Below are 24,254 nucleotides of genomic sequence, written 5' to 3' on the forward strand. Positions count from 1 at the left end.
ATGCGTGTGGTATGATTTTACTTGCGTAAAAATGAATCATGCTTAAAAGCCATAGACTCAGGAGCGTAAGCTTAAACCGGAAGATCCTGACGAGGTCGATTTTCTAAGAATGCTTGGTTGTGCTCTTATAAAGTCCTCATGGCTTTATGAAGGGCATTTTTTATTTGAATCCGGCGCATAAGCGAGGTGAAACGATTTGAAAGAAGAGAAATTACAGGAAAAGCAAGCGGCGGTAGCAGAAGTAATCGATAAGATGAAACGTGCACAGTGTGTCGTAGTACTTGACTATCGCGGGCTTACGGTGGACGAGGTCACGAGCTTGAGAAACCAGTTCCGCGAGGCGGGCGTAGAGTATAAAGTCATCAAAAACAATATGTTAAGGCGTGCGGCGGAAGAACTTAATATCGAAGGCGTAGAAGAATACTTCAAGGGCCCGAGCGCTGTTGCTTTCGGATATGAAGACCCGGTCGCTCCGGCAAAGATCCTTTGCAAATTCGTAAAGGACGTAAACAAAACGGAGATCAAGGGCGGTATCCTGGACGGTAAGGTAATGGACGCGGCAGGGATCACCAGCCTCTCCAAGCTCCCGTCGAAGGAAGAACTGCTGGCAAAGATGATGGGCAGCCTGAACGCACCTGTCACAAATTTTGTGGGCGTGCTCGCAGCGATCCCGAGAGGGCTTGTATGTGCGCTTAACGCGATTGCACAGCAAAAAGAAGCTTAAACTAAAAATTAAAATGATGAAAGAAATTTTGGAGGTTTAAATTATTATGGATAAAGCACAGATCATTGAAGCGATTGAAAAAATGAGCGTTTTAGAGCTCGCAGAACTCGTTAAAGAATTGGAAGAGAAATTCGGCGTAAGCGCTGCTGCCCCGGTAGCGGTTGCTGCTGCTCCCGCTGCTGGCGAAGGCGCTGCTGCCGCGGAAGAGAAAACAGAATTCGATGTCGTTCTCAAAGCCGCTGGCGCGGAAAAGACCAAAGTTATCAAAGTAGTAAGAGAAGCGACAGGCCTTGGCCTGAAGGAAGCAAAGGACATGGTCGACAGCGCTCCGTCCACAATCAAGGAAGCTCTTGGCAAAGACGATGCAGAAAAGCTCGTTGCTTCCCTGAAAGAAGCCGGCGCAGACGTAGAAATGAAATAAGCAAGTATTGCAGCACGGCCGGGTTTCCCGGCCGTGTTTTTGTTTGGGGATTTATTTGTGGTATAATACAGGCAAGGCATAGATTTGGTGTTTAACGGCCTGTTTTCCGTGTATATTTATATAGAATCAAAAGCCGTTTAGGCGCGGGGGACAATCGGTATGGAAAAACACATAAACAAAGAGGAAGAGGCTAAGTTTTTAGAAAAAGCCCGCCTGAAAAGCAAGGAGTTTTATATCAAGGCAACGCAAAATGCTGTGGAAGAAGCTTTTGCGGTTGCAGAACAGGCAAGGACTGCGGCACAGGATGCACTTGTTCGCTTGAGGGAGTATGAATCGTCAGGAACGACGCAGGCGGGAGCGGATGCGAAAGAACTGATCGATAAGTCGGTGGAGTATTTAAACAGTTTGGCGCAGGCGATGTCGGAAGCGGCGGAAGCCGTGCGGCTGGGTATGTCGGTCACACAATAAAAGGGGGAAATGACCATGACGGTAAACAGTGAAAAAGTTGGAAAAACAGTGAAAGACGTTTCAGAAAAGGCGAAAACCGCTGGTGAGAAGGCGGTAAAAGCGACGAAAGAAGCTGGGGAAAAAGCTGCGAGCAAGGCAAAGGACGCGGGGCAGGTGGTAGGAAAAGCCGCAAAGACTGCTGCCGATAAGGCCAAGGAGGGCCTTATGGCTTTCGGAAGTTCCGTTGCGAGCAAATCGAAGGAAATCATGGAAACGGCAAAGCTCAACACGCAGAAATCCCAAAAGCAAAAAGAGATGGACGAAGCATATAAGCAGCTGGGAGAGATGGCCTATGCAAAGGGACGGCTGCGGGGCGATATGGCGGAAGTAGCCGCGCATATCAAAGAGCTTTACGGCGAGCTGCAGCAGATCGAGGTCGCGATCAATTGCGCGCAGTCCACAAAAGAATGTAAGGCGTGCGGTAATAAATGTAATGTAGGCGATAATTATTGCAGCCAGTGCGGCAAAAAGCTATGATATGCTATGAAAAAGGATAAATGGACAAATGTGGTCTCGTACGGGCCGGAGGATTCGTTGTGTGAAGAAGATTTCATCCGGGTAAAGGATAAGCTGCGCGGCGCGTGGCGGACGCTCGGGTGGGTGCATTTGCGCATGACCAACGATATCGATACCAAAAGCAGGTCGCCGCTCAAAAAGCCGGAGATCAGGGAGCGGATCAGCGAGGTCATGGAAGAGCTCCAGAAAATTATGGACGACGATTTATAAGGGGACGCACAGCGTCCTCTTTTTTATGCAACGGACAGCATATGGATATTTTAACGAAGGCGGCGCGGCGCGATTGATGCAAATATGATACAATAGCAATATATGATAAAGTCCAAAAGTAATTGGGCAAGGCGGGGGATATAGATGGTAGATATATTGGTGGTAGAGGACGAGATTCCGATTTCCAACCTGATTTCCATGAACCTTAGGGAAAACGGGTATTGTTGTGATGTTGCGAACGACGGGATGAAGGCCGCGGACTTGATCGAAGAAAACACCTATGACCTGATCCTTCTGGACATCATGCTGCCGCACGTCAGCGGGTATGAGCTGATGGAATATATCCGTCCGCTCAATGTACCCGTGATTTTTATTACGGCAAAAAATGACGTTGCCGACAGGGTCAAAGGGCTGCATTTAGGCGCGGACGACTACATCGTCAAGCCGTTTGAGATCGTGGAGCTTTTGGCGCGCGTGGAAGCCGTGCTGCGCCGGTATAATAAGGGTGAAAGCAGGATCGGGATCGGGGATGTGGAGATCAATACACAGTCGCGCAGCGTGAAAAAGAACGGGCGGCAGGTCGACCTGACGATGAAGGAATACGAGCTGCTTTTGTTGTTTATCCGTAATAAGAACATTGCACTTTTCAGGGAAACGATCTTTGAACGCGTTTGGCAGAGCGAATATTTGGGGGATACCCGTACGGTGGACCTGCACGTGCAGCGCCTGCGGAAAAAGCTGGGCTGGGAAAAGCTGATCGTGGCAGTCTATAAAGTGGGGTACAGGCTGGAAGTATAGCATGAAATTTGCATGGAAGGTCTTTTTATCGACGATCATCGTAATCGCCATTGTTTTTGCGATCGGCGGTTATGTTTTGATTACGTCTTCTTTCAATTCGGCCCTCCGGCGTGAGACTGACCGTGCCCTGGAAGAAAACCAACTGATGAAGCTTGCGTACGAAAGCGCGGCGATCCCCTATGAAGGGACGAAGCTGACGGACGAAGCGATCACCATCATTGCCTCGCAGCTGCAAAACAGCGGACGGCGTTACATCGTGCTCGCGGACGAAGCCTACAAGGAAATTTTTGTCAGTTCTTCGGGCGATTATGTAGACCAGGAGCTGCTTAAAAATACGGACGAAAGCCGCGCCTATACGATCACGCAAGAGGATGGCGGTTACTGGATTACGGTCAGTTGCAAATCGACCGCGGGCGGGCGGACGGTCTATTTGCAGACTTCGCGGGATATCCTGGACATTTTTACGGAACGTACCGAGCAATTCAGGATCTATACCCGGATCAGCATTTTACTGCTTGTGGCGGCGGCAGGCGTGATGTGGATCGTTTCCATGTTCCTGACGCGTCCGCTTAGGAGGCTTTCCGCGACGACGCGCCGGATCGCGCAGGGGAATTACAGCGAACGGATGAAGGTGACGAGCAACGACGAGATTGGGGATTTTACGCGCGATTTCAATTTGATGACGGACGCGGTGGAGGATAAGATTTACGATCTGGAAAACGCCGCCCGGCAAAAAGAAGATTTTGTCGCCAGCTTTGCGCATGAACTGAAAACGCCGCTGACCTCCATTATCGGATACGCGGATATGTTGCGTTCGCGCAACATGCCGCCCGAAGAAATGTTCATGGCGGCGAGTTATATTTTTACCGAAGGCAAGCGCTTAGAAGCGCTTTCGCTCAAGCTTCTGGAGCTGATGGTTTTAAACCGCAATGAGTTTGAAAAAAAACGCGTCAACCCCCGTATCCTGATCGAAGAGCTTAACGGGCTGATGCGTCCGGTGATGGAAAAGGCGGGGATGCAACTGCGGGTAGCGGCACAGAACGCGATCGTGATGCTGGAGCCCGACCTTTTTAAGACACTGCTTGTAAACCTGATCGACAATGCGAAAAAAGCATCCGAACCGGGAGCCGCGATCGAGCTTTACGGAAAGATCGACGGGCGCGATTATATCTTTTGCGTAAAGGATCACGGACGGGGGATACCCCCGGAGGAGATACGCAAGATCACGGAAGCGTTTTATATGGTGGACAAAAGCCGTGCGCGCGCGCAAAACGGCGCGGGGCTGGGGCTTGCGCTTTCGGAAAGAATCGCCTCGTTGCACGGGACGCGGCTGGAATTCAGGAGCATTGTCGGGACAGGTACGATCGTTTGCGTACGTGTGCGGCGGGCGAGGAGGCCAAAGCGGATATGAGCAAAGTAAAACGGATCCTGAAATATGCTTTGGTGGCTATGGCCGCCCTGTGCGTAGTGATCGTGAGCGCGATCCTGCCGCCGTACCTCGCAAAAAAGAATGATAAGGTATTTTTGAATGTGATCAGCAAGGATACACAGGCTTCGGAGTCTTACCAATACAAGGTGACGAAATACCAAAAAACAAAAGTGCTTTACGAAATCGTGTCGCAGCAGGGAGATTTTTACGGCATCCAGCTGCGCCGGGAGATGGGTATCTATGCGGATGCCAAGACAAGTGAAGCTGTGGAAGGCCCTGCTGCAACGGGAAGCCCTATGCCGGAAATATCTACATACGAATGGACGGTGCAGCAGGAAATCCTGGACGGAAAGGATGCGGCGGGAGACGCAGTGATGACGCGTGCGGAAGCGGAAATGGCGCTGGTCAGGGAGGCAAGGCTTTTGCAGAGCGCGGGAGCGATCCCGCAGTTTGACCTGGGAAAACAAGGGGATTACAGCGCGGTGGAAAGTATCGCATTTTGGCGCGCCTCCGACCCTACCGTATCAAATTCGGAGTTTTACTATTGGCAGGGCATCATTTCCAATCCCAAGACGGGAGAACGCTATAACATGGTCATCGACGACGACATCGGCAAGGTCTATTTTATGAATATCGAATATGAACACTTTACAAACGTACAGAGCCGTGATACAAACGTCCATACGGATCTGGACGAAAAAGGGATGCGAAAGACGGCGGATGCCTTTGCAGCCTATCATGAGTTGGTGATCGACAAAGCGCAGCAGGCGGTGGAAGATACAGACCTGGCCAATAATTTGTATTCGATGACAAACAAGGATTATGAGATCATGACGGAGGCGCAGAGCATGCCGGCATACCGGTCGTATAAAATGGTACTGAAACCGTCGGATATTTTGTAAAAGTTACAAAAATGATACAACGCTGATGTGAAAAATATGCTTTGGCCCTGTATTCTTGAAGACAGAAGGAAGAATACAGGGTTTTTTTATTGGAAAGGGGCGAAAAAAATGCGTTTGGTACAACCGTATGAGCATACAGCCGGAAGGCGTCACAGGCGGGCGACAAAACGGTTTGGGGTATTTCTGGTTGTTGCGTCGCTCATCGTTATGGGAGTATTCTTTTTATTGCATGCCTTTCCGCTGGATATTGGAAAAGCGGCGGATGCTCCCGACCACTCCCATATTATGACCGGGGAAGCCCAAAAGGCACTGCAAACGTTTTCAGATAACCCGGTGCTGCCGGATCCCGGCAGCGATGCGGACGTGACAGGCAACGCAACGGTGCCTGTCAGTGCGGGAAATACAAGCGACCCGTATCTGGTATTGGTCAACTGGGATCATCCGGTGACAAGCGAGAGGCCGAACAACCTGGCTGTGTTAAATGATATTTTTGGCGACGAGGTCGAGCTGGAAGACGGAAATGGTTCCATCAATAAGGCGGCAGGGGAAGCCGCCCGGCAGATGTTTTTGGCCGCGCGAAGCGAAGGCGTGGGCAAGTATAAGATCAGCGGGGCATACCGTTCGGTAGCCTACCAGAGCCAGCTCTGGCAGGCACAGTTAAAACAAAACCCGTCTTACGGCCGGGATCCATATACGACCCCTGTCCGCGCAATGCCGGGCAATGCAAGCGAACATTCCACAGGGCTTGCGGTAGACATCCTGTCCGCGCATGACGATGAAGCGGACGATGGTTATGGGGATACGGCAGAAGGGAAGTGGCTGGCGGCAAATGCGTGGAAATACGGATTCATCCTCCGCTACCCAAAGGATAAGGAAAACATCACCGGCGTGATCTATGAGCCGTGGCATTACCGTTATGTGGGAAAGCGGGCGGCAAAGGAGATCCATGAATCCGGATTGTGCCTGGAAGAATATTTGAAATGATAAAAGGATTGCAATAGTTTGGAAAGGGTGTGATGAGAAAAGTATAAACAAGTAAAATCTCTCAAACAATAATATGAACTTTCTGTCAAACGTGTGAAATCCGCCCCAAATGGGCGGATTTCATTTTTTGTAATTCCCCAAAAAGATAAAAATAGATAAATTTGTATAGTATTGGTAAACATGTGGGATGTATTTATTTAAAACAAATAAATTTGTGAAACAAAAAATATTGGATAATCTCATTTGTAGAGCGAAAAATGTGTTGACAGGATCCGGCGCGTATGGCAAAATAATATCTGCGCATATTGGTTTACTGTTGATAAACAAAAAGTTTATATAAGTGCTATTTTGCAAAAGGAAGATTATGAATATTGGTGAAAAAATCAAAATCAGGCGGCAAAGCCTGGGGCTGACGCAAAGCGAGCTTGCGGATCGCGCAGAGCTTTCCAAAGGGTTCATTTCGCAGCTTGAGCGGGACTTGACATCGCCTTCCATCGCGACACTGACGGATATCCTGGAATGTTTGGGCACAGACCTGCAGGAATTTTTCAATGAGCGGGAGGAGGAAAAGGTCGCCTTTTCCCCTGCGGACTTGTTTGAAAAGGAAGAAGAGGACAAGAGTATCCTCTGGCTGGTACCAAACGCCCAGAAAAACAAGATGGAACCGATTTTGCTGCGCTTAAAAGCGGGAGCAATGACTGAAACAGACAATCCGCATGAGGGCGAGGAGTTCGGCTATGTGCTCAGCGGCACGATTACGCTTGTGCTGGGCATGAAGCGGCATAAGATCAGGAAAGGCGGCAGCTTTTACTTTAAAACAAGCGTGCCGCACCATATCGAGAACAGCGGGAAAAAAGATGCGGAGGTGGTGTGGGTGTCCACGCCGCCGATGTTTTAAGAGGGCAAGGGAGGCAAACGATGTCTGAGCATATCATTGATTTTATCAACGTGTATAAAGAATTTGATGGGGTAGAGGTTCTTTCTAACATCAATTTGTATATCAAACAGAACGAGTTTTTGACGCTCCTGGGGCCGTCCGGCTGCGGTAAAACGACGCTGCTGCGCATTATTGCAGGCTTTGAAGAACCCACGCGCGGCGACGTGCACCTGTTCGGCGAAAGCATCAAAGGCCTGCCGCCGTATAAGCGGCGCGTCAATACCGTGTTCCAGAAATATGCCTTGTTCCCGCACCTCAATGTTTTTGACAACATCGCCTTTGGGCTCAAGATCAAGAAAACGGATAAGCAGGCGATCAAAAAGAAGGTAGGCGATATGCTGAAGCTCGTCGGCCTTGCAGGTTATGGCGACCGGGATATCGCAAAGCTCTCGGGCGGGCAGCAGCAGCGCGTGGCGATCGCGCGGGCGCTGGTGAACGAGCCGGAGGTGCTTTTATTGGACGAGCCTTTGGGTGCGCTGGACTTAAAGTTCCGCCAGGAGATGCAGCTTGAGTTAAAGCGTATGCAGAAATCCTTAGGGATCACCTTTGTATATGTGACGCACGACCAGGAAGAGGCGCTCACGATGAGCGATGCGATCGCCGTCATGAACGACGGTGTGATCCAGCAGCTGGGGCCGCCGGAGCAGATTTACAACGAACCGCGCAATTCGTTTGTGGCGGACTTCATCGGGGAATCCAACATCATCAGCGGCATCATGAAGCGCGATTATTTTGTGCATTTTGCCAATACGGATTTTGAATGCCTGGACCGCGGGTTCAATGAAAATGAGCCGGTGCAGGTGGTGGTGCGCCCGGAGGATATCAACATCACCAAAAAAATCACGGACGATATGATCGTGGGCAAGGTCTCGTCGGTACTGTTCATGGGCGTGCATTATGAAATCCGCGTAGATGGGGACAATGGTTTTGAGTGGCTCATCCATTCCACGGACTTTTACGATGTGGGCGACCGCGTGGGCTTTGCATTGGAACCGGACGACATCCACGTCATGGAAGTGAGCCAGTATGACAAGATGCGTATTGACGATGTGGCGGGGGCGGTACAATGAAGACAAAGCACGGACAGATTACAAATACACTGCAATCCCGCAAGGTGTTTGCACTGCCATATGTGGCGTGGATCGCGGTCTTTACGGTCGCGCCGCTGATCCTGATCCTGTTGTATGCGTTTACGACAACCGGGTCGGGCGGGGTCATGGTACTGACTGCGGAGAATATCCAGCGGGCGTTCTCCCCGCTTTATATGACTGTTTTTTGGCGCAGCGTATGGATGGCGCTGCTGGCGACGGCGGTATGCCTTCTTTTGGGATACCCGGTGGCCTACATCCTGTCGCGTATGAAGGAAAGCACGGCGGCTGTCGTTTCGATCCTGTTCATATTGCCCATGTGGATGAATTTTTTGCTGCGCACATATGCGTGGCGCGCGCTGCTTGATAATGCAGGGATCATCAACCAGGGCCTGATGGCGCTGGGGCTGCCGCCGGTACAATTTTTATATACGTCGGGAGCGATCATTTTCGGGCTGGTATACAATTTCCTGCCGTTCATGATCCTGCCCATCTATTCGATCTTCCAGAAGATGGATACCTCGTGCATCCAGGCGGCGCAAGACTTGGGTGCGAATAAATGGCAAACGTTCTGGCGCGTGACGCTGCCGCTCTCAAAAGGCGGCATCATTTCCGGCGTGACAATGGTGTTCATGCCCGCAATGACGACATTCGTCATCACGCGGCTTTTGGGCGGCAGCCATTTTATGATGTACGGCGACCTGATCGAGATGCAGTTCCTGCTGCTTTCGGAATGGAATTTCGGCAGCGCCCTTGCGGTCGTGATGATGATCCTCACGATATTGTTCATGTGGCTGATGCGCAAATACGACAAGGAAGGGGACGGCAGCGCCCTCATGTAGGGGAGCCGGATAAAATGATAAGTATGGCGAAATTTTTTAAACGGTTCTATCTGGCAATCATATTGTTGTTCATGTACCTGCCCATTGGCGCGCTCATCATCTTTTCGTTCAACGAGTCAAAATCCATGGCAAAGTGGACGGGCTTTTCACTGCACTGGTACGAGCAGCTGTTCTCCGACCCGACGATCGCCGAGGCGGTCTGGGTAACGATATCCATTGCCATCATTGCTTCCATAGCGGCGACGCTCATCGGTACGCTGGCAGCGATCGGCATGGATAATTTTCGCAAGAAAAACAGGAATGTGATGATCAACCTGACATACATCCCCATGGTCAACGCGGAGATCGTGACAGGTATCTCGCTGCTTCTGCTGTTCATCTTTTTCAACATCCCGCGCGGGTATTGGACGATGTTGCTTGCACATATCACCTTTGATATCCCGTTCGTCATTTTCTCAGTGCTGCCCAAGCTGCGGCAGATGGATCCGGGAACGTACGAGGCGGCGCTCGATATGGGCGCAAAGCCGGGATATGCTGTGCGCAAGGTGATCCTGCCGCAGATCGCGCCGGGGATCGTGACAGGCTTCTTGCTGGCATTCACGATGTCGTTCGACGATTTCATGATCAGCTTTTTTACCTCGCAGGGAACGACGCAGAACTTATCCACGTACATTTACAGTATGGCGCGCGTAGGTATCAACCCCATGATCAACGCGCTTTCCGCGATTATGTTCGTGGTCGTGATCACGCTGCTGCTGGTCATCAACCTGCGCTCGTTGAAGAAAACGAAAAAGACGCCAAATGTGGAAAGCTTTCGATAAGTACAGGATAGGGAACAGATGAAGAAGATAATTTGTTTGATTTTAATAGCGGCTATGGCGGCCATTGGGCCCATCGGCTGTTCTTCCGGTGAAGACGCCGGTGGGCGGACGGTCGTTAATTTCCTCAACTGGGGGGATTATATCGACCCGGAGGTGATCCCCATGTTTGAGGCGGAAAACCCGGATATCAAGGTCAATATGACGACGGTGCCCTCAAACGAGGAAATGTATGTGATCGCGACCACGGAAGGGACGCAGATCGACATCGTTGTGCCGTCCGAATATATGATCCAGCGGCTGATGCTGGAAGACCGTCTCGCGGAGATCGACCATTCCAAGATGGAAAATTACCAGTATGTGGAAGACTTTGTCAAAACGTGTACCTATGACCCGGATGGGACATATTCCCTGCCATATACCTGGGGGACGTTTGGGATACTCTATAATATCGCGATGACAGGCGAGGAGATCGACAGCTGGGACGCGCTGTTTGATCCCAAATACAAAAACCAGATACTGATGTACGACAGCATCCGAGACAGCATTGGGCTGGCGCTCATTAAGCTGGGCTATAGCGTGAATACGCGTGACCCGGAAAAGCTTGAAGAAGCTGCGGATTTGCTCGTTGCGCAAAAGCCGCTGGTGCTGGCGTACGGGACGGACGACCTGCGGATGACCATGACGAACGGCAGCGCGGCGCTCGCGCCCATGTATGCGGGCGACGCGGCATATTCCATGGCGGACAACGAGGACTTGCGTTATGTGGTTCCCAAAGAAGGGGCGAATATTTTTGTGGACGGCATGTGTATTCTCAAAACGACGGATGCTTACGACGCGTCCCTGCGCTTTCTCGATTTTATGATGCGGCCGGACATTGCGGCCCTGAACGCCGAATATACGGGGTATTCCACGCCGGAGGACGCGGCGCTTGAGCTGGTGGATCCGGAGCTTTTGGATAATTACGCGTTCAATCCGCCCAAGGAAGACCTTGAGCATTGCGAATATTATGAATACCTGCCCAAAGAAATCCTGCGGCTGTACGAGGACGCATGGATGAAGGTAAAGATCGCATAACAAAAGGCATATCCTAACCGGATATGCCTTTTTGATTTTATGGATAAATCGGTTTACCTGTTTTGCTGCCGCAGCTGCACATAGCGTTTGATCAGCTCGACGGAATTTTCGATACCGATACTGTCGCTGTTTAAAAGCAGGTGGTAGTTTTCCATCTGGCCCCACTTCATATCAGTATAATAATTGTAATAAGTCGCCCTTTTTTTATCGGATTTCAGGATAGCGTCCTTTAAGTTGGGCGCATCCAGATGATAGTCGTTTTTCGCGCGGTCGATGCGGTGGTCGATATCCGAATAAATAAAGATGTTAATGCAATTCGGGTTGTTGTTGAGTACATAATCCGCACACCGCCCTACAATGACGCAGGAGCCCTTGGCGGCAACACTGCGGATGACGTCGGCCTGGATCAAAAACAGCTTGTCGTCGAGCGCAATATCCGTTCCCCAGGAGGATACGTTGCCGAACCCGGAGGAAAGATAATATAAAAATTTATTGTTTGCTTTCTCTTCGATATTCTCAAAGAATTCCTCGCCGTACCCGCTTTCCTTGGCTGCAAGGGTGATCAGTTCTTTGTCGTAATAGGGAAGGGAGAGCGAATCCGCAACCTGTCTGCCGATGGAGCGCCCGCCGCTGGCAAATTGTCTTGAGATGGTGATGATGATATCGTTTTTCATAAAGCAAACCTCCTGTGAACAAATATATGTTGCGCGTATATAGAAAAATAACCTTTTGAGCTTGTTTACATTATGACCCTAATATGCTAAAATGTCAATTTGCGGAGAGGAGAGAAGGACTTTATGGGGGAAATCAAAGAGAATAAAATGGGCGTCATGCCCATCAAGAAATTATTGGTCACGATGTCGCTGCCCATCATGATCTCCATGTTGGTGCAGGCGTTATATAATGTTGTGGATAGCGTTTTTGTAGGGCAGTACAGCGAAAATGCTTTTGCGGCGGTGTCGCTTGCATTCCCGGTGCAGATGCTTATCATTGCCGTAGCGGTCGGGACAGGCGTGGGTATGAATTCGCTGGTTTCGCGCCGGCTGGGGGAAAAGAAATTCGAGGATGCGAACGCAGGCGTTTCGACGGGAATTTTTTTAGGAATGATAAGCTGGGCCGCTTTTGTGGTGTTCGGGCTGTTCTTTTCGCGTGTGTTTTTTGAGGCGTTTACTGCGGGGATGGACGGCGGCGCGGAGATCGCGGAAATGGGTACGCAATATATTTCGATCTGCTCCATTTTTTCTTTCGGCGTATTTATCCAGATCATGTGCGAACGTATTATGCAATCTACGGGTGTTACGATCTACAATATGGTTACGCAAATCACGGGGGCGGCCATCAACATCATACTTGACCCGATTTTGATATTCGGCCTCGGGCCTTTCCCGGAGATGGGTGCGGCGGGCGCTGCTATCGCCACCGTAGTCGGCCAGATCGTAGCCATGTGCCTGTGCCTGTATTTTACCAATACAAAAATTAAGGAAGTAAAAATCAAGCTGCGCGGATTCCGGCCCCAAAAGAGGATCGTGGGCGAGATATACAAGGTAGGCGTGCCCTCCATCATCATGCAGGCGATCACCTCTGTCATGATCGTGGGTTTCAATTTTATCCTCGTTGGTTTTTCAGCGGCGGCGGTCTCCGTATTGGGTGCGTATTTCAAGCTGCAGTCGTTTATCTTCCTGCCGGTACTGGGTCTTACCAACGGACTGATACCGATCGTTGCCTACAATTACGGCGCGCGGCATAAGCAAAGGATCATAGATGTGATACGGTTCGCGACGATCCTTGCCGTCATCATCATGATCATCGGCATGTTGGTCTTCCAACTGTTCCCGGATGCGCTGCTTATGATGTTCAACGCGACTGAGGCTATGCTTAAGATTGGCGCCAATGCGCTGCGGATTATTAGCCTCTGCTTCGCGTTTGCGGGTGTGGGCATCGTGTTTTCCTCGGTGTTCCAGGCAGTCGGCAACGGAATGCTGAGCATGATCGTATCGCTGTGCCGACAGCTGGTTGTGATCCTGCCGGTGGCGTATCTGCTTTCCCTGCTGGGCGACGTGAACGATGTGTGGTACGCTTTCCCCATAGCGGAATGTGTGTCGCTTATATTGAGTATCATATTCTACCGCTACGTGTATAGAAAATATCTCAAAGACTTAAACAATCCGCTGGCGGAAGTGCCGGGGATGTAGGGAAATGTTTTTACGGGCTTTGTTTGTGTTATAATGATAAGGGAAAGAATGACAACAAAACGAGGTGAACAAAATGGTAGATGAAAGAATCAAACAATTATGCCATACGCTGGTGAATTATTCGTGCGGCGTGAAAAAAGGCGATAAGGTGCTGGTCGATGTTTCCGGCTGTGACGACGAACTCACGGAAGAATTGATCAGGGAAGTATATGCGGCAGGTGGATTGCCGTACTTTGATACGCCGCATAACAGGGTGCAGCGTCAGTGGCTGATGAAGGCGACCAAAGAACAGATCGAGGATATTACCAAATGGGGCAGCGCGCGTATGAAGGAAATGCAGGCGTATATTGCTTTCCGCGGCGGGGACAATGCAACGGAAATGGCGGACGTCCCTGCGGATAAGATGGAGCTTTACCAGTCGATTTATTCCAAACAGGTGCACCACGAGCTGCGCGTGAAGAAGACCAACTGGGTGATCCTGCGTTATCCTACCCCTTCCATGGCACAGCAGGCGGGAATGAGCACGGAAGCGTTTGAGGATTTCTATTTTGACGTGTGCAACCTGGACTATGGCAAAATGTCCAAGGCCATGGATCCGCTTGCGGCACTAATGGATAAAACGGATAAGGTCCATATCAAAGGGCCGGATACCGACATTACATTCTCGATCAAAGGCATCGGTTCTGTGAAATGCGACGGGCATATGAATGTGCCGGACGGGGAGGTGTATACGGCGCCGGTCAAAGACAGCGTCAATGGGCGTATCACCTACAATACGCCATCCTTTCACCAGGGTTTTAAGTTTGAAAACGTAAGCCTGTTGTTTAGGGACGGAAAGATTATCGAGGCCACGAGCAACGACAATGAGCGGATCAACAAAATATTCGACACAGATGAAGGCGCGCGTTACGTTGGTGAGTTCTCGTTTGGGCTGAACCCCTACATCAACCAATCCATGGGAGATATCCTGTTCGACGAAAAGATCGCTGGTTCCATGCATTTTACGCCGGGCAGCTGTTATGACGATGCGTACAATGGAAATGAAAGTGCGGTACATTGGGATCTGGTACTCGTCCAGACGCCGGAAATGGGCGGCGGCGAGATTTGGTTCGACGACGTCCTCATTCGTAAAGATGGGACGTTCGTGCCAGATGAACTGAAAGGCTTGAATCCTGAAAACCTGAAATAAAGAATCGGGGCGCATGCGGGACGGCATGCGCCTTTTTGCGGGGGAACCTATGAAGAATATATTGGTGACGGGTGGTGCAGGCTATATTGGCAGCCATATCTGTGTGGAACTCTTGAATCAGGGATACGGTGCCATTGTGATGGACAATCTTTGCAACAGCAGTAAAAAGGCGCTTGCGCGGGTAGAAGAGATCACAGGGAAACGCGTTAAATTCTATGAAGCGGATATCCGCGAGAAAAGTGCGTTCGACGAGATTTTTACAAGTAACGATATCTATGGTGTGATCCATATGGCGGGCCTTAAGGCGGTAGGGGAATCGGTCAAGGAACCCCTTGCGTATTTTGACAACAACATCGGCGGAACGATCGTACTGCTGGAGGCCATGAAAAAACGCCGGGTCAAGCGCATGATATTCAGTTCTTCTGCGACGGTGTATGACCTGGGGGGGGAAGAATGCTTGAAAGAAACCTCCCCACTTGGAAATTCAACGAGCCCTTATGGACGCACGAAATCTGTGATTGAGCAGATGCTTACTGATATTTATGCTTCGGATAATGTATGGTCCATTGTGATGCTGCGGTATTTTAATCCGATCGGGGCACACAAAAGCGGATTGATCGGTGAAAATCCCAAGGGGATACCCAACAACCTGATGCCATATATCACACAGGTGGCAGTAGGCAAGCGCGAACGCGTTAATGTGTTTGGGGGAGATTACAATACGCCTGATGGTACATGCGTCCGCGATTATATCCACGTGATGGATCTTGCGGACGGGCATATCAAAGCCATTCGGAAGTTTGAGGAAACAGGACTGTTTGTTTATAATCTGGGAACCGGCTGTCCGCAAAGTGTTTTGGAAGTAATACACGCATTTGAACGTGCGAACGACCTGCAGATTCAATATGCCATTGCTCCCCGCCGTGCAGGCGACGCTGCTAAATACTATGCCAATGCGGATAAAGCAGGTGAGGAACTCGGCTGGAAAGCGACAAGAAGTATTGAAGATATGTGCCGTGACAGTTGGAACTGGCAGAGTAAGAACCCGGACGGGTATTGATCGAGGTAATAAAAAAGCCCCTTGCATCTGTGAACTAGTCAAGCTAAAGTAGACATAAGAAAACGAAAAATCAAAAGCCTTGTTCAGATTTAAATTGAACAGGGCTTTTGTAGTTAAGAGCAAAAGCCGGCCTCGAGCTGTTGTAATAATAGACAAAGTCATTAAGAGTAGCCTGTAAATCATTACATCGATGCAGCTTAAAATCCCAATACATCTCTTGCTTGATCCAGCCGTTAATTGCCTCAATAATTGGATTGTCGGTGGGAGTTCCGACTCGCGACATCGAACGAAGCAGGGTATACTGCTGGTGCGCCTTGGCAAATGCTCTTGATGCGTAGACGCTGCCTTGGTCTGTATAGAGGATGACCGGATCGGAGTGCTCTTGCATTCTTTGCTTCAGGTCATCCAGGCATTTGAAATATGGTTTTGTACCACCCATCCTGCGAGCCAGGTGATGACAAAGGATTTCGTTGTTAAAGGTGTCAAGGATATACACCCACTCGTACCATTTACCCTTGTGCCGAAGGCGGGTCATATCTGAAACAACCAACTCCAAAGGACGTTTTGCATTCCAATTTCCTTTAACCATATTGGGATAGGTGTTGTGCTCCACTCCGGAATTAACGTATTTAGGCCGCCGAAGAACGGAACGAATGCCAGCTTGTTTGCAACATTTATGGGCCAGCTTGTCGCTGAACGACCAGCCTGTCTGACAGCGCAGGATTACCGCTAAACGATGATACCCGTAAGAAGGATACCGACTATGCACTTCCTGTAAAAGTTGAGTGAGCAGCTGCCTGTTATGTTCGTAGCGATTGGGTTTGCCTTTCCGTTGCTGCCATTTGTAGTAACCCGAGCGATTTACCCCCATCAATGCACAAAGAAACTGTACCGTATACTCTTCGCTCATTTCTTCGATGATTTGATATTCACACCGCTTAAAGTAACGAACTCCTTGTTTGCACCACTCCCTTCTACCCGATATCCGTTTTTTAAGCGGGCTATCTCCACTTTCTGCTTGGCTACTACCAGCCTCAATTTTTCAACCTCAGAAAGACTTTTGCTGGTGTGCAGCGCCGAAAAACGATTGCCCGATGGTCTTTTATTCTCAAGACCCTTTTCCCCGGACTCCATATATCTTTTTGTCCATTCAAACAGTAGCCTGTCAGAGATACCTGCCTGTAGTGCAAATTTGTGTCTGCCCATGCCGCTTCCCAGATATCTACGAACAACATCGGCTTTTTCTTCCATTGTCCATTTTCGATTCTTTCCGCCTTTTGGTCTTCCCATTGTTTTCACCTCATCTCTATTCTACATAAAAAAAGTAGACACGGCTTTTTTCGTGTCTACTTTAAGGTTACTACTTCACATCTGCAAAGGGCTTTTTATTACGTTAAATTCAAGCCTTATTGTCGCAGCCGAGGACATCTACGATCTTGTGTGCAACCATTGCCTTGATCGCTTCACGCGCAGGTTTTAGGTACTGGCGGGGATCAAAATCAGCCGGATGCTCCGCAAAGTGCTTGCGGATCGTTCCTGTCATTGCAAGGCGAAGGTCGGAATCGATGTTGATCTTGCAAACAGCACTTTCCGCAGCCTTACGCAGCAGGTTTTCCGGAACGCCCTGTGCGCCGGGCATGTCGCCGCCGTATTTGTTGATCATTTCGACAAACTCAGGAATAACGGAAGAAGCCCCATGCAGGACGATCGGAAAACCGGGAAGAATTTTTGTTACTTCCTCGAGGATATCGAAGCGCAATTTGGGTTCGCCTTTGAACTTAAACGCACCATGGCTTGTACCGATTGCGATCGCGAGGCTGTCAACGCCCGTTTTGCTCGAAAACTCATAAACTTCTTCCGGCCTGGTGTAGGAAGAATCCTCATGGGATACCTTTACTTCGTCTTCCACGCCGGCAAGTCGGCCGAGCTCACCTTCGACAACGACGCCGCGGTCATGCGCATATTCCACCACGCGTTTGGTAACAGCGATGTTCTCCTCAAAGGGAAGATGGGAACCGTCGATCATAACAGATGTAAAGCCGCTGTCAATACAGGATTTGCACGTTTCAAAGCTGTCGCCGTGATCGAGATGCAGGCAGATCGGAAGACCGGTATCTTCAAGAGCGGCCTCCACCAGCTTCGTGAGATAAATCGGGTTTGCATAATTACGCGCACCCTTGGAAACCTGCAGGATCAGCGGCGCGTTGAGCTCTTTCGCAGCCTCGGTGATCCCCTGGATGATCTCCATGTTGTTCACGTTGAAAGCGCCGATGGCGTAACCGCCGTCATACGCTTTCTTGAACATTTCCGTCGTGGTAACTAATGGCATGACAAAATCCTCCTTAAAAATATTGATACATGCTAAGACAAAATTATTATACTATTTGATGGGCAAAATAACAACCGCTCAAACAGGGAAATGTTCATGAAAAGGACTATTGACAGACGAAAAGTAAAAAAGTAGCATAGAATATGCTGAGGAGGATATGGCGAATGGAGCAAACTACAAAAAAAGCAGGATGGCGCAGTGTCGTCTTCTTGCAGCTGATCATCATTGTCTATACATTTTCCGGCGTATTTGGGAAGATGGCGACAAATGGAAATGAGTTTATGTCCGCGCTGTTTATCCTGTATGTCGTTTTGGATGTGGCGGTGTTGGGCGTATATGCGTTGCTTTGGCAGCAGGCGCTGAAGAAGTTTGATCTGCATGTTGCCTATGCAAACCGGTCGCTGGCCACAATATGGTCGATGGTATGGGCGGCGCTTATTTTTCAGGAAAGGATTACCGTGTACAACGTAATCGGTACGGCTTTGATTATTGCGGGCGCGATGTTGGTGAATACAGATGTTGAGCATTAGTAGTTTTGTTATTATGTTATGCGGCGTAACGATTGCCGCTTTTTCGCAAATTTTGTTGAAGACCAGTGCCAATATCGAGCACGGCGGTTTCTGGAAGCAATATCTGAATTGGCGCGTTATTTTAGGCTATGTGATGCTTCTGGTTTCGATGCTGTTTGCCGTTTGGGCATATACGGGGATGGATTACAAATACGGCCCGGCAATCGAATCGGTGGGATTTGTTATAGTTGCAGTATTAAGCTGCGTAATCCTGAAAGAAAAATTGACGAAAAAAAAGATTATTGGAAATATTTTGATCGTTGCCGGACTGGTGGTTTTCTGCTTGTGAAAAAGTGGGCGAAAGCTGTTGCAAAACGCAGTAGAATCAAATATAATGTAATATGTACGCAAAAGTTTAATGTATATCAAATATTAAATATTTTTTAGGAGGATCTTTCTATTATGGCTATCAAAGTTGGTATTAATGGTTTTGGCAGAATCGGAAGACTGGTGTTCCGCGCTTCCGTGAAGAACCCGAACATTCAGGTCGTTGGCATCAACGATCCGTTCATTGATCCGGAGTATATGGAGTATATGCTCAAATACGATACGGTTCACGGCAGATTCGACGGTGAAGTTTCCCATAAGGATGGTGCTATCGTTGTCAACGGAAATGAAATCAAAGTATTCGACAAAATGAATCCGGTTGAAATCCCATGGGGACAGATCGGCGCAGATTATGTTGTGGAATCCACAGGCGTATTCACAACAAAGGAAAAAGCACAGGCTCATATCGATGCCGGTGCAAAGCAGGTTGTGATTTCTGCTCCGTCGGCTGACGCGCCGATGTTCGTAATGGGCGTTAACAACAAAACATATGATCCGTCCATGACGATCGTCTCCAACGCGTCGTGCACGACGAACTGCCTTGCGCCTCTGGCGAAAGTTATCAACGACAACTTCGGCCTTGTTGAAGGTCTTATGACGACGGTTCATGCGACGACGGCTACCCAGAAGACGGTTGACGGCCCTTCCAAGAAAGACTGGAGAGGCGGACGTGCTGCTGCCGGTAACATCATTCCTTCTTCCACAGGCGCTGCAAAAGCGGTTGGCAAGGTTATCCCGGAACTGAACGGCAAGCTCACGGGTATGTCCATGCGTGTTCCGACGCTTGACGGTTCGGTTGTAGACCTTACATGCCGTCTTGGCAAAGACACGACTTATGAAGAAGTATGCGCGGCTGTTAAAAAGGCTTGCGAAGGCGAACTGAAGGGTATCATGTCCTACACGGAAGACGCGATCGTTTCCAGCGACATCCTCGGCGACGCTCATACGTCCATCTTTGATGCAACGGCTGGTATCGCGCTCACGGGCAACTTCATGAAGCTGATTTCCTGGTACGACAACGAGTGGGGGTACTCGAACAAAGTGCTGGATTTGATTTCTTATATCGATACTGTGAAATAAGTTATCAAACAGGCACTCGCAGGAATGCGATAACAGAGCGGTTTTGCGTGTAAGGCGCAGTGGACTACGGAAAAGACAAAAATGTGAAGACAACGGTTCGGGTTTTCGTAGCTACGGAGTATGAAACACAAAAAGCCGCATAAAAAATGCAAGAAAAGCATCTTTTCAATGGGACGAATGTTCGGGAGAAAGGATGCTTTTTTGTATGCCTTGCGTAGCGCATCTTGAATTTTTCCGTAGCGCCGCCGACCTCGATGAACCGGATGTTCTATCTCTCCCGGCATCGCTTTGAAAAATCCAACCTGCATCTGCGCACGACATACAAAAACAAGGAACATGAAAATGCTGTTGAAAGATTTATTGATGGAGTATGTGTTTAACTGCCAATGCCGCAAACTGTCTGACAAGACGGTTGACAATTACAGGAAACAGATAGAATACCTGTTGCGGTATCTGGCAACGGAGCATCATATCACGATGCTGGAAGATGTGGAGCCGCGCCATATCAAGGGCTTTCTGATGGAAAAGACCAATGCGGGACGAAAGCCGCAATATGTCAACGACCTTCTGAAAGCGTATAAATGTTACTTTAAATATGCGTATGAAGAACATTACATAGACACCTTGCTGACAGAACGAATCAGGAACTTGCGCCAGCCAAAGGTAATCATCAAGACGTTTACCAACATTGAAATCAAAAAGATGATTGATTATTATAACGGTTTTGATTTCCTGACGCTACGGAACAAAGCCATCCTTTGTATGCTGTTTGATACGGGGATGCGCTTAAATGAAATCCTGACGTTACAGGATACGCAGTTAAAGCAGGATTTCATCTTGGTGCATGGCAAAGGAAATAAAGAGCGTGTTGTGCCGAAATCCCCATTCTTGGCAAAGGTACTGTTCAAGTATCTAAATGCGCGTAACAGCTATTTCCAATACCGCGTTTTGCCGCCTAATGTTTTTGTAAGCAGAAGGGCAAAACCGTTGACGCATGAAATGATAGAGCGTGTGGTGAAAGATGCGGGGAAGTTTGCGAAGGTCAGTAAGGAAGTGCGGATATCGCCGCATACCTGCCGCCATACTTACGCGCAGGTACAGTTAAGGAATGGACTTGACCTTTATACGCTATCCCGTTTGATGGGGCATGAAAGCATTGCAATTACACAGCGATATCTGGAAGGAATCAAAGATAGGGAAGTTGTGGAAGCGGCGATGAAGACAAGCCCGCTGATGAATCTTTGAAATGAAAATAGTGCTTAAGTAAAGGAAATACGGGAATACGAGAGCGATTGACAGTACATAAAAATCAATATATAATTGCCCCAATAGCGAAGGGGAATGAATAACGGAGGGATTGGATATGTCGAAGGAAAACGGGAAACGGCGCACAGCGAATGCACAGGCGGTCAAGGTGCAAAAACCAAAAGAGATTGCCGTTATTGATAAAGAAACAGGCGAAGATATTTCTACAGGGTATGTTGTGATGTCTGTGGAAGAAGCTAAGCGGCGGCGCGAATACGGGAAAGCGCTGGGCGAGCGGCAGGAAGCAGGGCAGAGGCGCTATTTGAAGCATAAAGGGCAAAAGGAAAAGTCGACGGAAACAGGCGCGTTTATCTTTTCTACATTTAAGAATTGTGAAAAGGATTTTGAAGGATTAGCGCCGCAAACACTGGCGCGGCTGATGTATTTAGCGACTTACCTGAATTATGGCGATAATAAATTGATGTGCAGTTATGATTTATCCGGGATAGGAGAGATGGCAAGGAAAGTGCCTAAAAAGGGCGAACGTCCTGCACAGTTTATTCCAATGAAGAAATCAACCATGAAAAAGATACTGCATCTTTCCGATACGCCGTTTGCTGAATTCTATGATGAAATAATAGCGCGGGAATATTTGCAGGAAAAGGAAGACGGATTGTACCTTTCACGGGGCTATTTCTACAAGGATGCGCAATTCCCTGTCGATATTCCAAACGGAAAAAGAAGCGTAAGAATTTATATCCGGCAACTGGTAAACCTGTATCAGTCGCTAGTGCCGCGTCAGCATAAGCATTTAGGCTATATCTTCATGCTGATGCCGTTTATCAATCTTGAATGGAATATCGTCTGTCATCAACCGCTTGCTACGGAATTGGAATGCATACAGCCGATGACGCTGGGCGAGTTTTGCGACATGATTGAATACGATAAGTCAAACGCGCGGCGGCTTGTGAAATATTACGATGCTGTCAGTTTTGATTACCATGACAGGAAAATGCGTGTGGTGTCTTTTATCCATAACGAACGGGAAGAGGACATGAAGATTATCATAAATCCTTATTTGTTGTATGCGGGGAATCAATGGGACAGGGTTGCGGCGCTGGGGGAATTTGCCGCAGAATAGCGATAGTGTCGTCAAAATAAGCGGATAATCAGCAATATATTCAACATTTTAAGGAGATTCTTTTTGCAAAAAGTGTATGCAAAACACATACAAAAAATTGCCTCCAAAATATCTTTTCTTAAATATAAACATGATAATAGAGGGAGTTTTGGAAGTTTTTTGCTTTTAGAAGCATGGTCGTGAAATCCTTGCTTTTGAAAGCCCATACAGACAATTAATAAAAAAATATTCAGAGGGATAAAGAAAAAAGATGGTCGGAGCGTTTGCGGCGCTCTGCCATCTGTCTTCTATTCTAATATTGTGCTAATCTATTTCGATATTTTCTACCGCCTGTTCCAACAAAATATTGATAACCTCATTTCTGGAACGGTCTGTCTGCTTGGCTATATTATCCAATTCTGATAATACAGTTTTTTTGATGCGGACAGAAATGACGGAATTTCCATCTTCACCTTTTAGATTTTCCTTTTTAGTAATGCGTATTTTACCGTCTTTCATTGAAACACCTCATTTACCTTGATTCTACTCTGTGATTGATATAGAATATATATTACAAACTTGTAGTGCATACTGTAGCGACTACATAAAATCTTGATGTTAAAAAGGATGGAGAAAATGAAAAAATTGATTTGTATGTTGTGCCTCATTTCTTTGGTTAGCGCTATTCTCTTTTGCGGTTGTGCCGGAACTGCATCGGTACAGAAAGCGATTGACAGCAAAGAGTATCAAGCGGCGCGAGAAGAGATTGAAAAGATGAAAGACGGCGCAGAGAAGGATAAAATAACGGATGAATATGAAGATGCTCTTTTTGCTGATGCCGCGCAATTTCTGAATAGCAAAGATTATGTTGCGGCGCATGAAGAAGCACAGCAAAGCATATCTGGAAAGTGTAAAGAGGCGGTGGAGTATGTTACCGTACGCGACTTTATAGAAGATTATGTGATGGAAGGATTTGGAGTTGCCTCGGACATTCTGATTTCATTGACAGATGCTTTCAAAGAGGTTCAAGGAGGGAATTATGATGTTTTAAATTCTGCATCTAATGAGTCTCTTGAGAAGGTGACGCCTCTTCTAAATGAATTGGAAAAAATCCCTGAGAATATACTTCCCCAAGAAGCAGGTGTGATATATGATTATTATTCGCAAATGTTATTAGATACAAAAGATTTGTGTGAAAAAACACCTAATGCTATTGCTGAAAATGGACAAATAGAATCTGAGTACTACGCATTGGTGTTGCAGTTGGGAAACTATAGTAGCGAAGAGAATCTGAAGTTGAAGATTGCACAGGCGTTAAATTATTTTGACAATGGGCGCTACATACTACCGGATGAATACCAACAATTATTAAATAAGAAATATGAAAAAGAAGATAAAAATGCAGGGAACAATTTATCAGAATCAAATGATACAACAGGAGCGGTAAGTACCACATCGGCAGAACCAACAATAACCGCAACAGCAACGCCGGAACCCGTAACGATACCGTTAGAAATAGAGGGAATCCGCTACGATACTAATTCTATAGGAACTCCCGAGGTTTATATACGGGTGAAGAATACGGGCGATGTGCCGATAGATGCCTTTGATTTTGCGGTTAAATGTTTGAATAACTATGGGGAAACTGTAAAGGGATACGGGCATGAACCTTATGCGGTTTGCACCTATCAGGGAGAAGATGGAAATATTGGAGCGGGCGAGGTTTGGTCGGCAAGCGAGAACGATAGATACTGGACGATGTCCGGTTATGATACGGCGACAAAATATGAAGTGGCAATTATCAAAGTGCATACTACGGACGGAGAGACAATTACGCTGAATCAAAATCAATATGAGTGGATTCCGCAGAATGAATAGAATTAAGGAGAG

Annotated in this window: 28 protein-coding genes and 1 other annotated feature; of the genes, 23 read left to right on the forward strand and 5 right to left on the reverse strand. The window is 48.1% G+C overall.

The features are described from left to right. Positions 1–31 precede the first annotated feature (31 nt). Positions 32–170: a sequence feature (ribosomal protein L10 leader region), on the forward strand. A 26-nt stretch (positions 171–196) separates the two neighbouring features. The 14 genes from rplJ (at position 197) to BN6471_RS05545 (ending at position 11,253) form a co-directional block, all read left to right on the forward strand. Beyond that, positions 197–724 (forward strand): 50S ribosomal protein L10, encoded by a 528-nt coding sequence (gene rplJ / locus BN6471_RS05480; protein ID WP_066646295.1) that lies wholly within the window; start codon positions 197–199, stop codon positions 722–724. A 46-nt stretch (positions 725–770) separates the two neighbouring features. Then, positions 771–1,145 (forward strand): 50S ribosomal protein L7/L12, encoded by a 375-nt coding sequence (gene rplL / locus BN6471_RS05485; protein WP_066646298.1) that lies wholly within the window; start codon positions 771–773, stop codon positions 1,143–1,145. 159 nt (positions 1,146–1,304) lie between these two features. Further along, on the forward strand, positions 1,305–1,613 hold the full coding sequence (locus BN6471_RS05490; RefSeq protein WP_066646300.1) for a hypothetical protein: 309 nt from the start codon (positions 1,305–1,307) through the stop codon (positions 1,611–1,613). A gap of 15 nt (positions 1,614–1,628) precedes the next feature. Beyond that, positions 1,629–2,129, forward strand: a complete 501-nt coding sequence (locus BN6471_RS05495; RefSeq protein ID WP_066646304.1) for a hypothetical protein — start codon at positions 1,629–1,631, stop codon at positions 2,127–2,129. Positions 2,130–2,135: 6 nt separating this feature from the next. After that, positions 2,136–2,378, forward strand: coding sequence for a hypothetical protein (locus BN6471_RS05500; protein ID WP_066646306.1), 243 nt, complete (start codon positions 2,136–2,138; stop codon positions 2,376–2,378). A gap of 144 nt (positions 2,379–2,522) precedes the next feature. Then, the gene (locus tag BN6471_RS05505) at positions 2,523–3,176 is read left to right on the forward strand and encodes a response regulator transcription factor (RefSeq protein ID WP_066646307.1); all 654 of its coding nucleotides are present in this window, start codon (positions 2,523–2,525) and stop codon (positions 3,174–3,176) included. A 1-nt stretch (position 3,177) separates the two neighbouring features. After that, positions 3,178–4,587, forward strand: a complete 1,410-nt coding sequence (locus BN6471_RS05510; protein WP_066646308.1) for a sensor histidine kinase — start codon at positions 3,178–3,180, stop codon at positions 4,585–4,587. Then, positions 4,584–5,507, forward strand: a complete 924-nt coding sequence (locus tag BN6471_RS05515; RefSeq protein WP_066646310.1) for a hypothetical protein — start codon at positions 4,584–4,586, stop codon at positions 5,505–5,507. The genes BN6471_RS05510 and BN6471_RS05515 overlap by 4 nt, the downstream gene beginning before the upstream one ends. A 108-nt stretch (positions 5,508–5,615) precedes the next feature. Further along, on the forward strand, positions 5,616–6,491 hold the full coding sequence (locus tag BN6471_RS05520; RefSeq protein ID WP_204213230.1) for a M15 family metallopeptidase: 876 nt from the start codon (positions 5,616–5,618) through the stop codon (positions 6,489–6,491). Positions 6,492–6,855: 364 nt separating this feature from the next. Further along, the gene (locus tag BN6471_RS05525) at positions 6,856–7,389 is read left to right on the forward strand and encodes a cupin domain-containing protein (protein ID WP_066646314.1); all 534 of its coding nucleotides are present in this window, start codon (positions 6,856–6,858) and stop codon (positions 7,387–7,389) included. Positions 7,390–7,409: 20 nt separating this feature from the next. Further along, a complete protein-coding gene (locus tag BN6471_RS05530; RefSeq protein ID WP_066646316.1) occupies positions 7,410–8,498 on the forward strand; it encodes an ABC transporter ATP-binding protein in 1,089 nt (362 codons plus the stop codon). Beyond that, entirely contained in the window at positions 8,495–9,358 is an 864-nt protein-coding gene (locus BN6471_RS05535; protein ID WP_066646319.1) for an ABC transporter permease, read from the forward strand. The genes BN6471_RS05530 and BN6471_RS05535 overlap by 4 nt, the downstream gene beginning before the upstream one ends. Before the next feature lie 14 nt (positions 9,359–9,372). Then, positions 9,373–10,179: an ABC transporter permease gene (locus BN6471_RS05540; protein WP_066646321.1), complete on the forward strand. Its 807-nt coding sequence runs from the start codon at positions 9,373–9,375 to the stop codon at positions 10,177–10,179. Between the two features lie 18 nt (positions 10,180–10,197). Further along, positions 10,198–11,253, forward strand: coding sequence for an ABC transporter substrate-binding protein (locus BN6471_RS05545; RefSeq protein WP_066646323.1), 1,056 nt, complete (start codon positions 10,198–10,200; stop codon positions 11,251–11,253). Between the two features lie 53 nt (positions 11,254–11,306). Here the strand turns inward: BN6471_RS05545 and BN6471_RS05550 are convergent, their stop codons facing one another. Continuing rightward, positions 11,307–11,927 carry a cytidylate kinase-like family protein gene (locus tag BN6471_RS05550; protein WP_066646325.1) on the reverse strand — a complete coding sequence of 207 codons (621 nt, stop codon included), beginning with the start codon at positions 11,925–11,927 and terminating at the stop codon, positions 11,307–11,309. 123 nt (positions 11,928–12,050) lie between these two features. Here BN6471_RS05550 and BN6471_RS05555 point away from each other — a divergent pair, with 123 nt between their 5' ends. The 3 genes from BN6471_RS05555 to galE all read left to right on the forward strand — a co-directional run bounded on the left by BN6471_RS05555 (position 12,051) and on the right by galE (position 15,694). Beyond that, the gene (locus BN6471_RS05555; protein ID WP_066646327.1) at positions 12,051–13,445 is read left to right on the forward strand and encodes an MATE family efflux transporter; all 1,395 of its coding nucleotides are present in this window, start codon (positions 12,051–12,053) and stop codon (positions 13,443–13,445) included. 73 nt (positions 13,446–13,518) lie between these two features. Beyond that, positions 13,519–14,634 carry an aminopeptidase gene (locus BN6471_RS05560; protein ID WP_066646329.1) on the forward strand — a complete coding sequence of 372 codons (1,116 nt, stop codon included), beginning with the start codon at positions 13,519–13,521 and terminating at the stop codon, positions 14,632–14,634. 49 nt (positions 14,635–14,683) lie between these two features. Then, complete coding sequence (gene galE / locus BN6471_RS05565; protein ID WP_066649809.1) at positions 14,684–15,694, forward strand: UDP-glucose 4-epimerase GalE; 1,011 nt, start codon at positions 14,684–14,686, stop codon at positions 15,692–15,694. 70 nt (positions 15,695–15,764) lie between these two features. Here the strand turns inward: galE and BN6471_RS05570 are convergent, their stop codons facing one another. From BN6471_RS05570 to fba, 3 genes are all read right to left on the reverse strand, one after another. Then, positions 15,765–16,679, reverse strand: a complete 915-nt coding sequence (locus BN6471_RS05570; RefSeq protein WP_330384488.1) for an IS3 family transposase — start codon at positions 16,677–16,679, stop codon at positions 15,765–15,767. After that, positions 16,601–16,984 carry a transposase gene (locus BN6471_RS12525; protein WP_074025757.1) on the reverse strand — a complete coding sequence of 128 codons (384 nt, stop codon included), beginning with the start codon at positions 16,982–16,984 and terminating at the stop codon, positions 16,601–16,603. Before BN6471_RS12525 ends, BN6471_RS05570 begins: the two co-directional genes overlap by 79 nt. A gap of 109 nt (positions 16,985–17,093) precedes the next feature. Then, the gene (gene fba / locus BN6471_RS05580; RefSeq protein WP_066646332.1) at positions 17,094–18,023 is read right to left on the reverse strand and encodes a class II fructose-1,6-bisphosphate aldolase; all 930 of its coding nucleotides are present in this window, start codon (positions 18,021–18,023) and stop codon (positions 17,094–17,096) included. Positions 18,024–18,187: 164 nt separating this feature from the next. Between fba and BN6471_RS05585 the strand changes: the two genes are divergently transcribed. The 5 genes from BN6471_RS05585 to BN6471_RS05605 all read left to right on the forward strand — a co-directional run bounded on the left by BN6471_RS05585 (position 18,188) and on the right by BN6471_RS05605 (position 22,385). Then, on the forward strand, positions 18,188–18,553 hold the full coding sequence (locus BN6471_RS05585) for an EamA family transporter (protein WP_066646334.1): 366 nt from the start codon (positions 18,188–18,190) through the stop codon (positions 18,551–18,553). Beyond that, the gene (locus tag BN6471_RS05590; protein ID WP_066649818.1) at positions 18,540–18,881 is read left to right on the forward strand and encodes an EamA family transporter; all 342 of its coding nucleotides are present in this window, start codon (positions 18,540–18,542) and stop codon (positions 18,879–18,881) included. The genes BN6471_RS05585 and BN6471_RS05590 overlap by 14 nt, the downstream gene beginning before the upstream one ends. Positions 18,882–18,994: 113 nt before the next feature. Then, a complete protein-coding gene (gene gap / locus BN6471_RS05595) occupies positions 18,995–19,999 on the forward strand; it encodes a type I glyceraldehyde-3-phosphate dehydrogenase (RefSeq protein ID WP_066646336.1) in 1,005 nt (334 codons plus the stop codon). Between the two features lie 342 nt (positions 20,000–20,341). After that, a complete protein-coding gene (locus tag BN6471_RS05600; RefSeq protein ID WP_059108962.1) occupies positions 20,342–21,244 on the forward strand; it encodes a tyrosine-type recombinase/integrase in 903 nt (300 codons plus the stop codon). A 118-nt stretch (positions 21,245–21,362) separates the two neighbouring features. Beyond that, positions 21,363–22,385, forward strand: coding sequence for a hypothetical protein (locus BN6471_RS05605; RefSeq protein ID WP_059108963.1), 1,023 nt, complete (start codon positions 21,363–21,365; stop codon positions 22,383–22,385). Between the two features lie 303 nt (positions 22,386–22,688). Here the strand turns inward: BN6471_RS05605 and BN6471_RS05610 are convergent, their stop codons facing one another. Continuing rightward, positions 22,689–22,883, reverse strand: a complete 195-nt coding sequence (locus BN6471_RS05610; RefSeq protein WP_059108964.1) for a ribbon-helix-helix domain-containing protein — start codon at positions 22,881–22,883, stop codon at positions 22,689–22,691. Between the two features lie 117 nt (positions 22,884–23,000). On the opposite strand from BN6471_RS05610, the gene BN6471_RS05615 reads away from it, so the two are divergent. Then, entirely contained in the window at positions 23,001–24,242 is a 1,242-nt protein-coding gene (locus tag BN6471_RS05615; protein ID WP_059108965.1) for a hypothetical protein, read from the forward strand. Positions 24,243–24,254: the final 12 nt, after the last annotated feature.

Source organism: Christensenella timonensis, from assembly GCF_900087015.1.
Lineage (GTDB): Bacteria > Bacillota > Clostridia > Christensenellales > Christensenellaceae > Christensenella > Christensenella timonensis.

Excerpts from the sequence above, each read along its gene's own strand:
- BN6471_RS05530 (WP_066646316.1), top strand. The coding sequence starts at position 7,410 with ATGTCTGAGCATATCATTGATTTTATCAACGTGTATAAAGAATTTGAT.
- BN6471_RS05550 (WP_066646325.1), bottom strand. The coding sequence starts at position 11,927 with ATGAAAAACGATATCATCATCACCATCTCAAGACAATTTGCCAGCGGC.
- galE (WP_066649809.1), top strand. The coding sequence starts at position 14,684 with ATGAAGAATATATTGGTGACGGGTGGTGCAGGCTATATTGGCAGCCAT.
- BN6471_RS05605 (WP_059108963.1), top strand. The coding sequence starts at position 21,363 with ATGTCGAAGGAAAACGGGAAACGGCGCACAGCGAATGCACAGGCGGTC.
- BN6471_RS05555 (WP_066646327.1), top strand. The coding sequence starts at position 12,051 with ATGGGGGAAATCAAAGAGAATAAAATGGGCGTCATGCCCATCAAGAAA.
- BN6471_RS05500 (WP_066646306.1), top strand. The coding sequence starts at position 2,136 with ATGAAAAAGGATAAATGGACAAATGTGGTCTCGTACGGGCCGGAGGAT.
- BN6471_RS05590 (WP_066649818.1), top strand. The coding sequence starts at position 18,540 with ATGTTGAGCATTAGTAGTTTTGTTATTATGTTATGCGGCGTAACGATT.
- BN6471_RS05585 (WP_066646334.1), top strand. The coding sequence starts at position 18,188 with ATGGAGCAAACTACAAAAAAAGCAGGATGGCGCAGTGTCGTCTTCTTG.
- BN6471_RS05495 (WP_066646304.1), top strand. The coding sequence starts at position 1,629 with ATGACGGTAAACAGTGAAAAAGTTGGAAAAACAGTGAAAGACGTTTCA.
- BN6471_RS05540 (WP_066646321.1), top strand. The coding sequence starts at position 9,373 with ATGATAAGTATGGCGAAATTTTTTAAACGGTTCTATCTGGCAATCATA.
- BN6471_RS05510 (WP_066646308.1), top strand. The coding sequence starts at position 3,178 with ATGAAATTTGCATGGAAGGTCTTTTTATCGACGATCATCGTAATCGCC.
- rplL (WP_066646298.1), top strand. The coding sequence starts at position 771 with ATGGATAAAGCACAGATCATTGAAGCGATTGAAAAAATGAGCGTTTTA.
- BN6471_RS12525 (WP_074025757.1), bottom strand. The coding sequence starts at position 16,984 with ATGGGAAGACCAAAAGGCGGAAAGAATCGAAAATGGACAATGGAAGAA.
- BN6471_RS05535 (WP_066646319.1), top strand. The coding sequence starts at position 8,495 with ATGAAGACAAAGCACGGACAGATTACAAATACACTGCAATCCCGCAAG.
- BN6471_RS05610 (WP_059108964.1), bottom strand. The coding sequence starts at position 22,883 with ATGAAAGACGGTAAAATACGCATTACTAAAAAGGAAAATCTAAAAGGT.
- BN6471_RS05560 (WP_066646329.1), top strand. The coding sequence starts at position 13,519 with ATGGTAGATGAAAGAATCAAACAATTATGCCATACGCTGGTGAATTAT.
- BN6471_RS05490 (WP_066646300.1), top strand. The coding sequence starts at position 1,305 with ATGGAAAAACACATAAACAAAGAGGAAGAGGCTAAGTTTTTAGAAAAA.
- BN6471_RS05545 (WP_066646323.1), top strand. The coding sequence starts at position 10,198 with ATGAAGAAGATAATTTGTTTGATTTTAATAGCGGCTATGGCGGCCATT.
- BN6471_RS05600 (WP_059108962.1), top strand. The coding sequence starts at position 20,342 with ATGCTGTTGAAAGATTTATTGATGGAGTATGTGTTTAACTGCCAATGC.
- BN6471_RS05515 (WP_066646310.1), top strand. The coding sequence starts at position 4,584 with ATGAGCAAAGTAAAACGGATCCTGAAATATGCTTTGGTGGCTATGGCC.
- gap (WP_066646336.1), top strand. The coding sequence starts at position 18,995 with ATGGCTATCAAAGTTGGTATTAATGGTTTTGGCAGAATCGGAAGACTG.
- BN6471_RS05505 (WP_066646307.1), top strand. The coding sequence starts at position 2,523 with ATGGTAGATATATTGGTGGTAGAGGACGAGATTCCGATTTCCAACCTG.
- BN6471_RS05615 (WP_059108965.1), top strand. The coding sequence starts at position 23,001 with ATGAAAAAATTGATTTGTATGTTGTGCCTCATTTCTTTGGTTAGCGCT.
- fba (WP_066646332.1), bottom strand. The coding sequence starts at position 18,023 with ATGCCATTAGTTACCACGACGGAAATGTTCAAGAAAGCGTATGACGGC.
- BN6471_RS05520 (WP_204213230.1), top strand. The coding sequence starts at position 5,616 with ATGCGTTTGGTACAACCGTATGAGCATACAGCCGGAAGGCGTCACAGG.
- BN6471_RS05525 (WP_066646314.1), top strand. The coding sequence starts at position 6,856 with ATGAATATTGGTGAAAAAATCAAAATCAGGCGGCAAAGCCTGGGGCTG.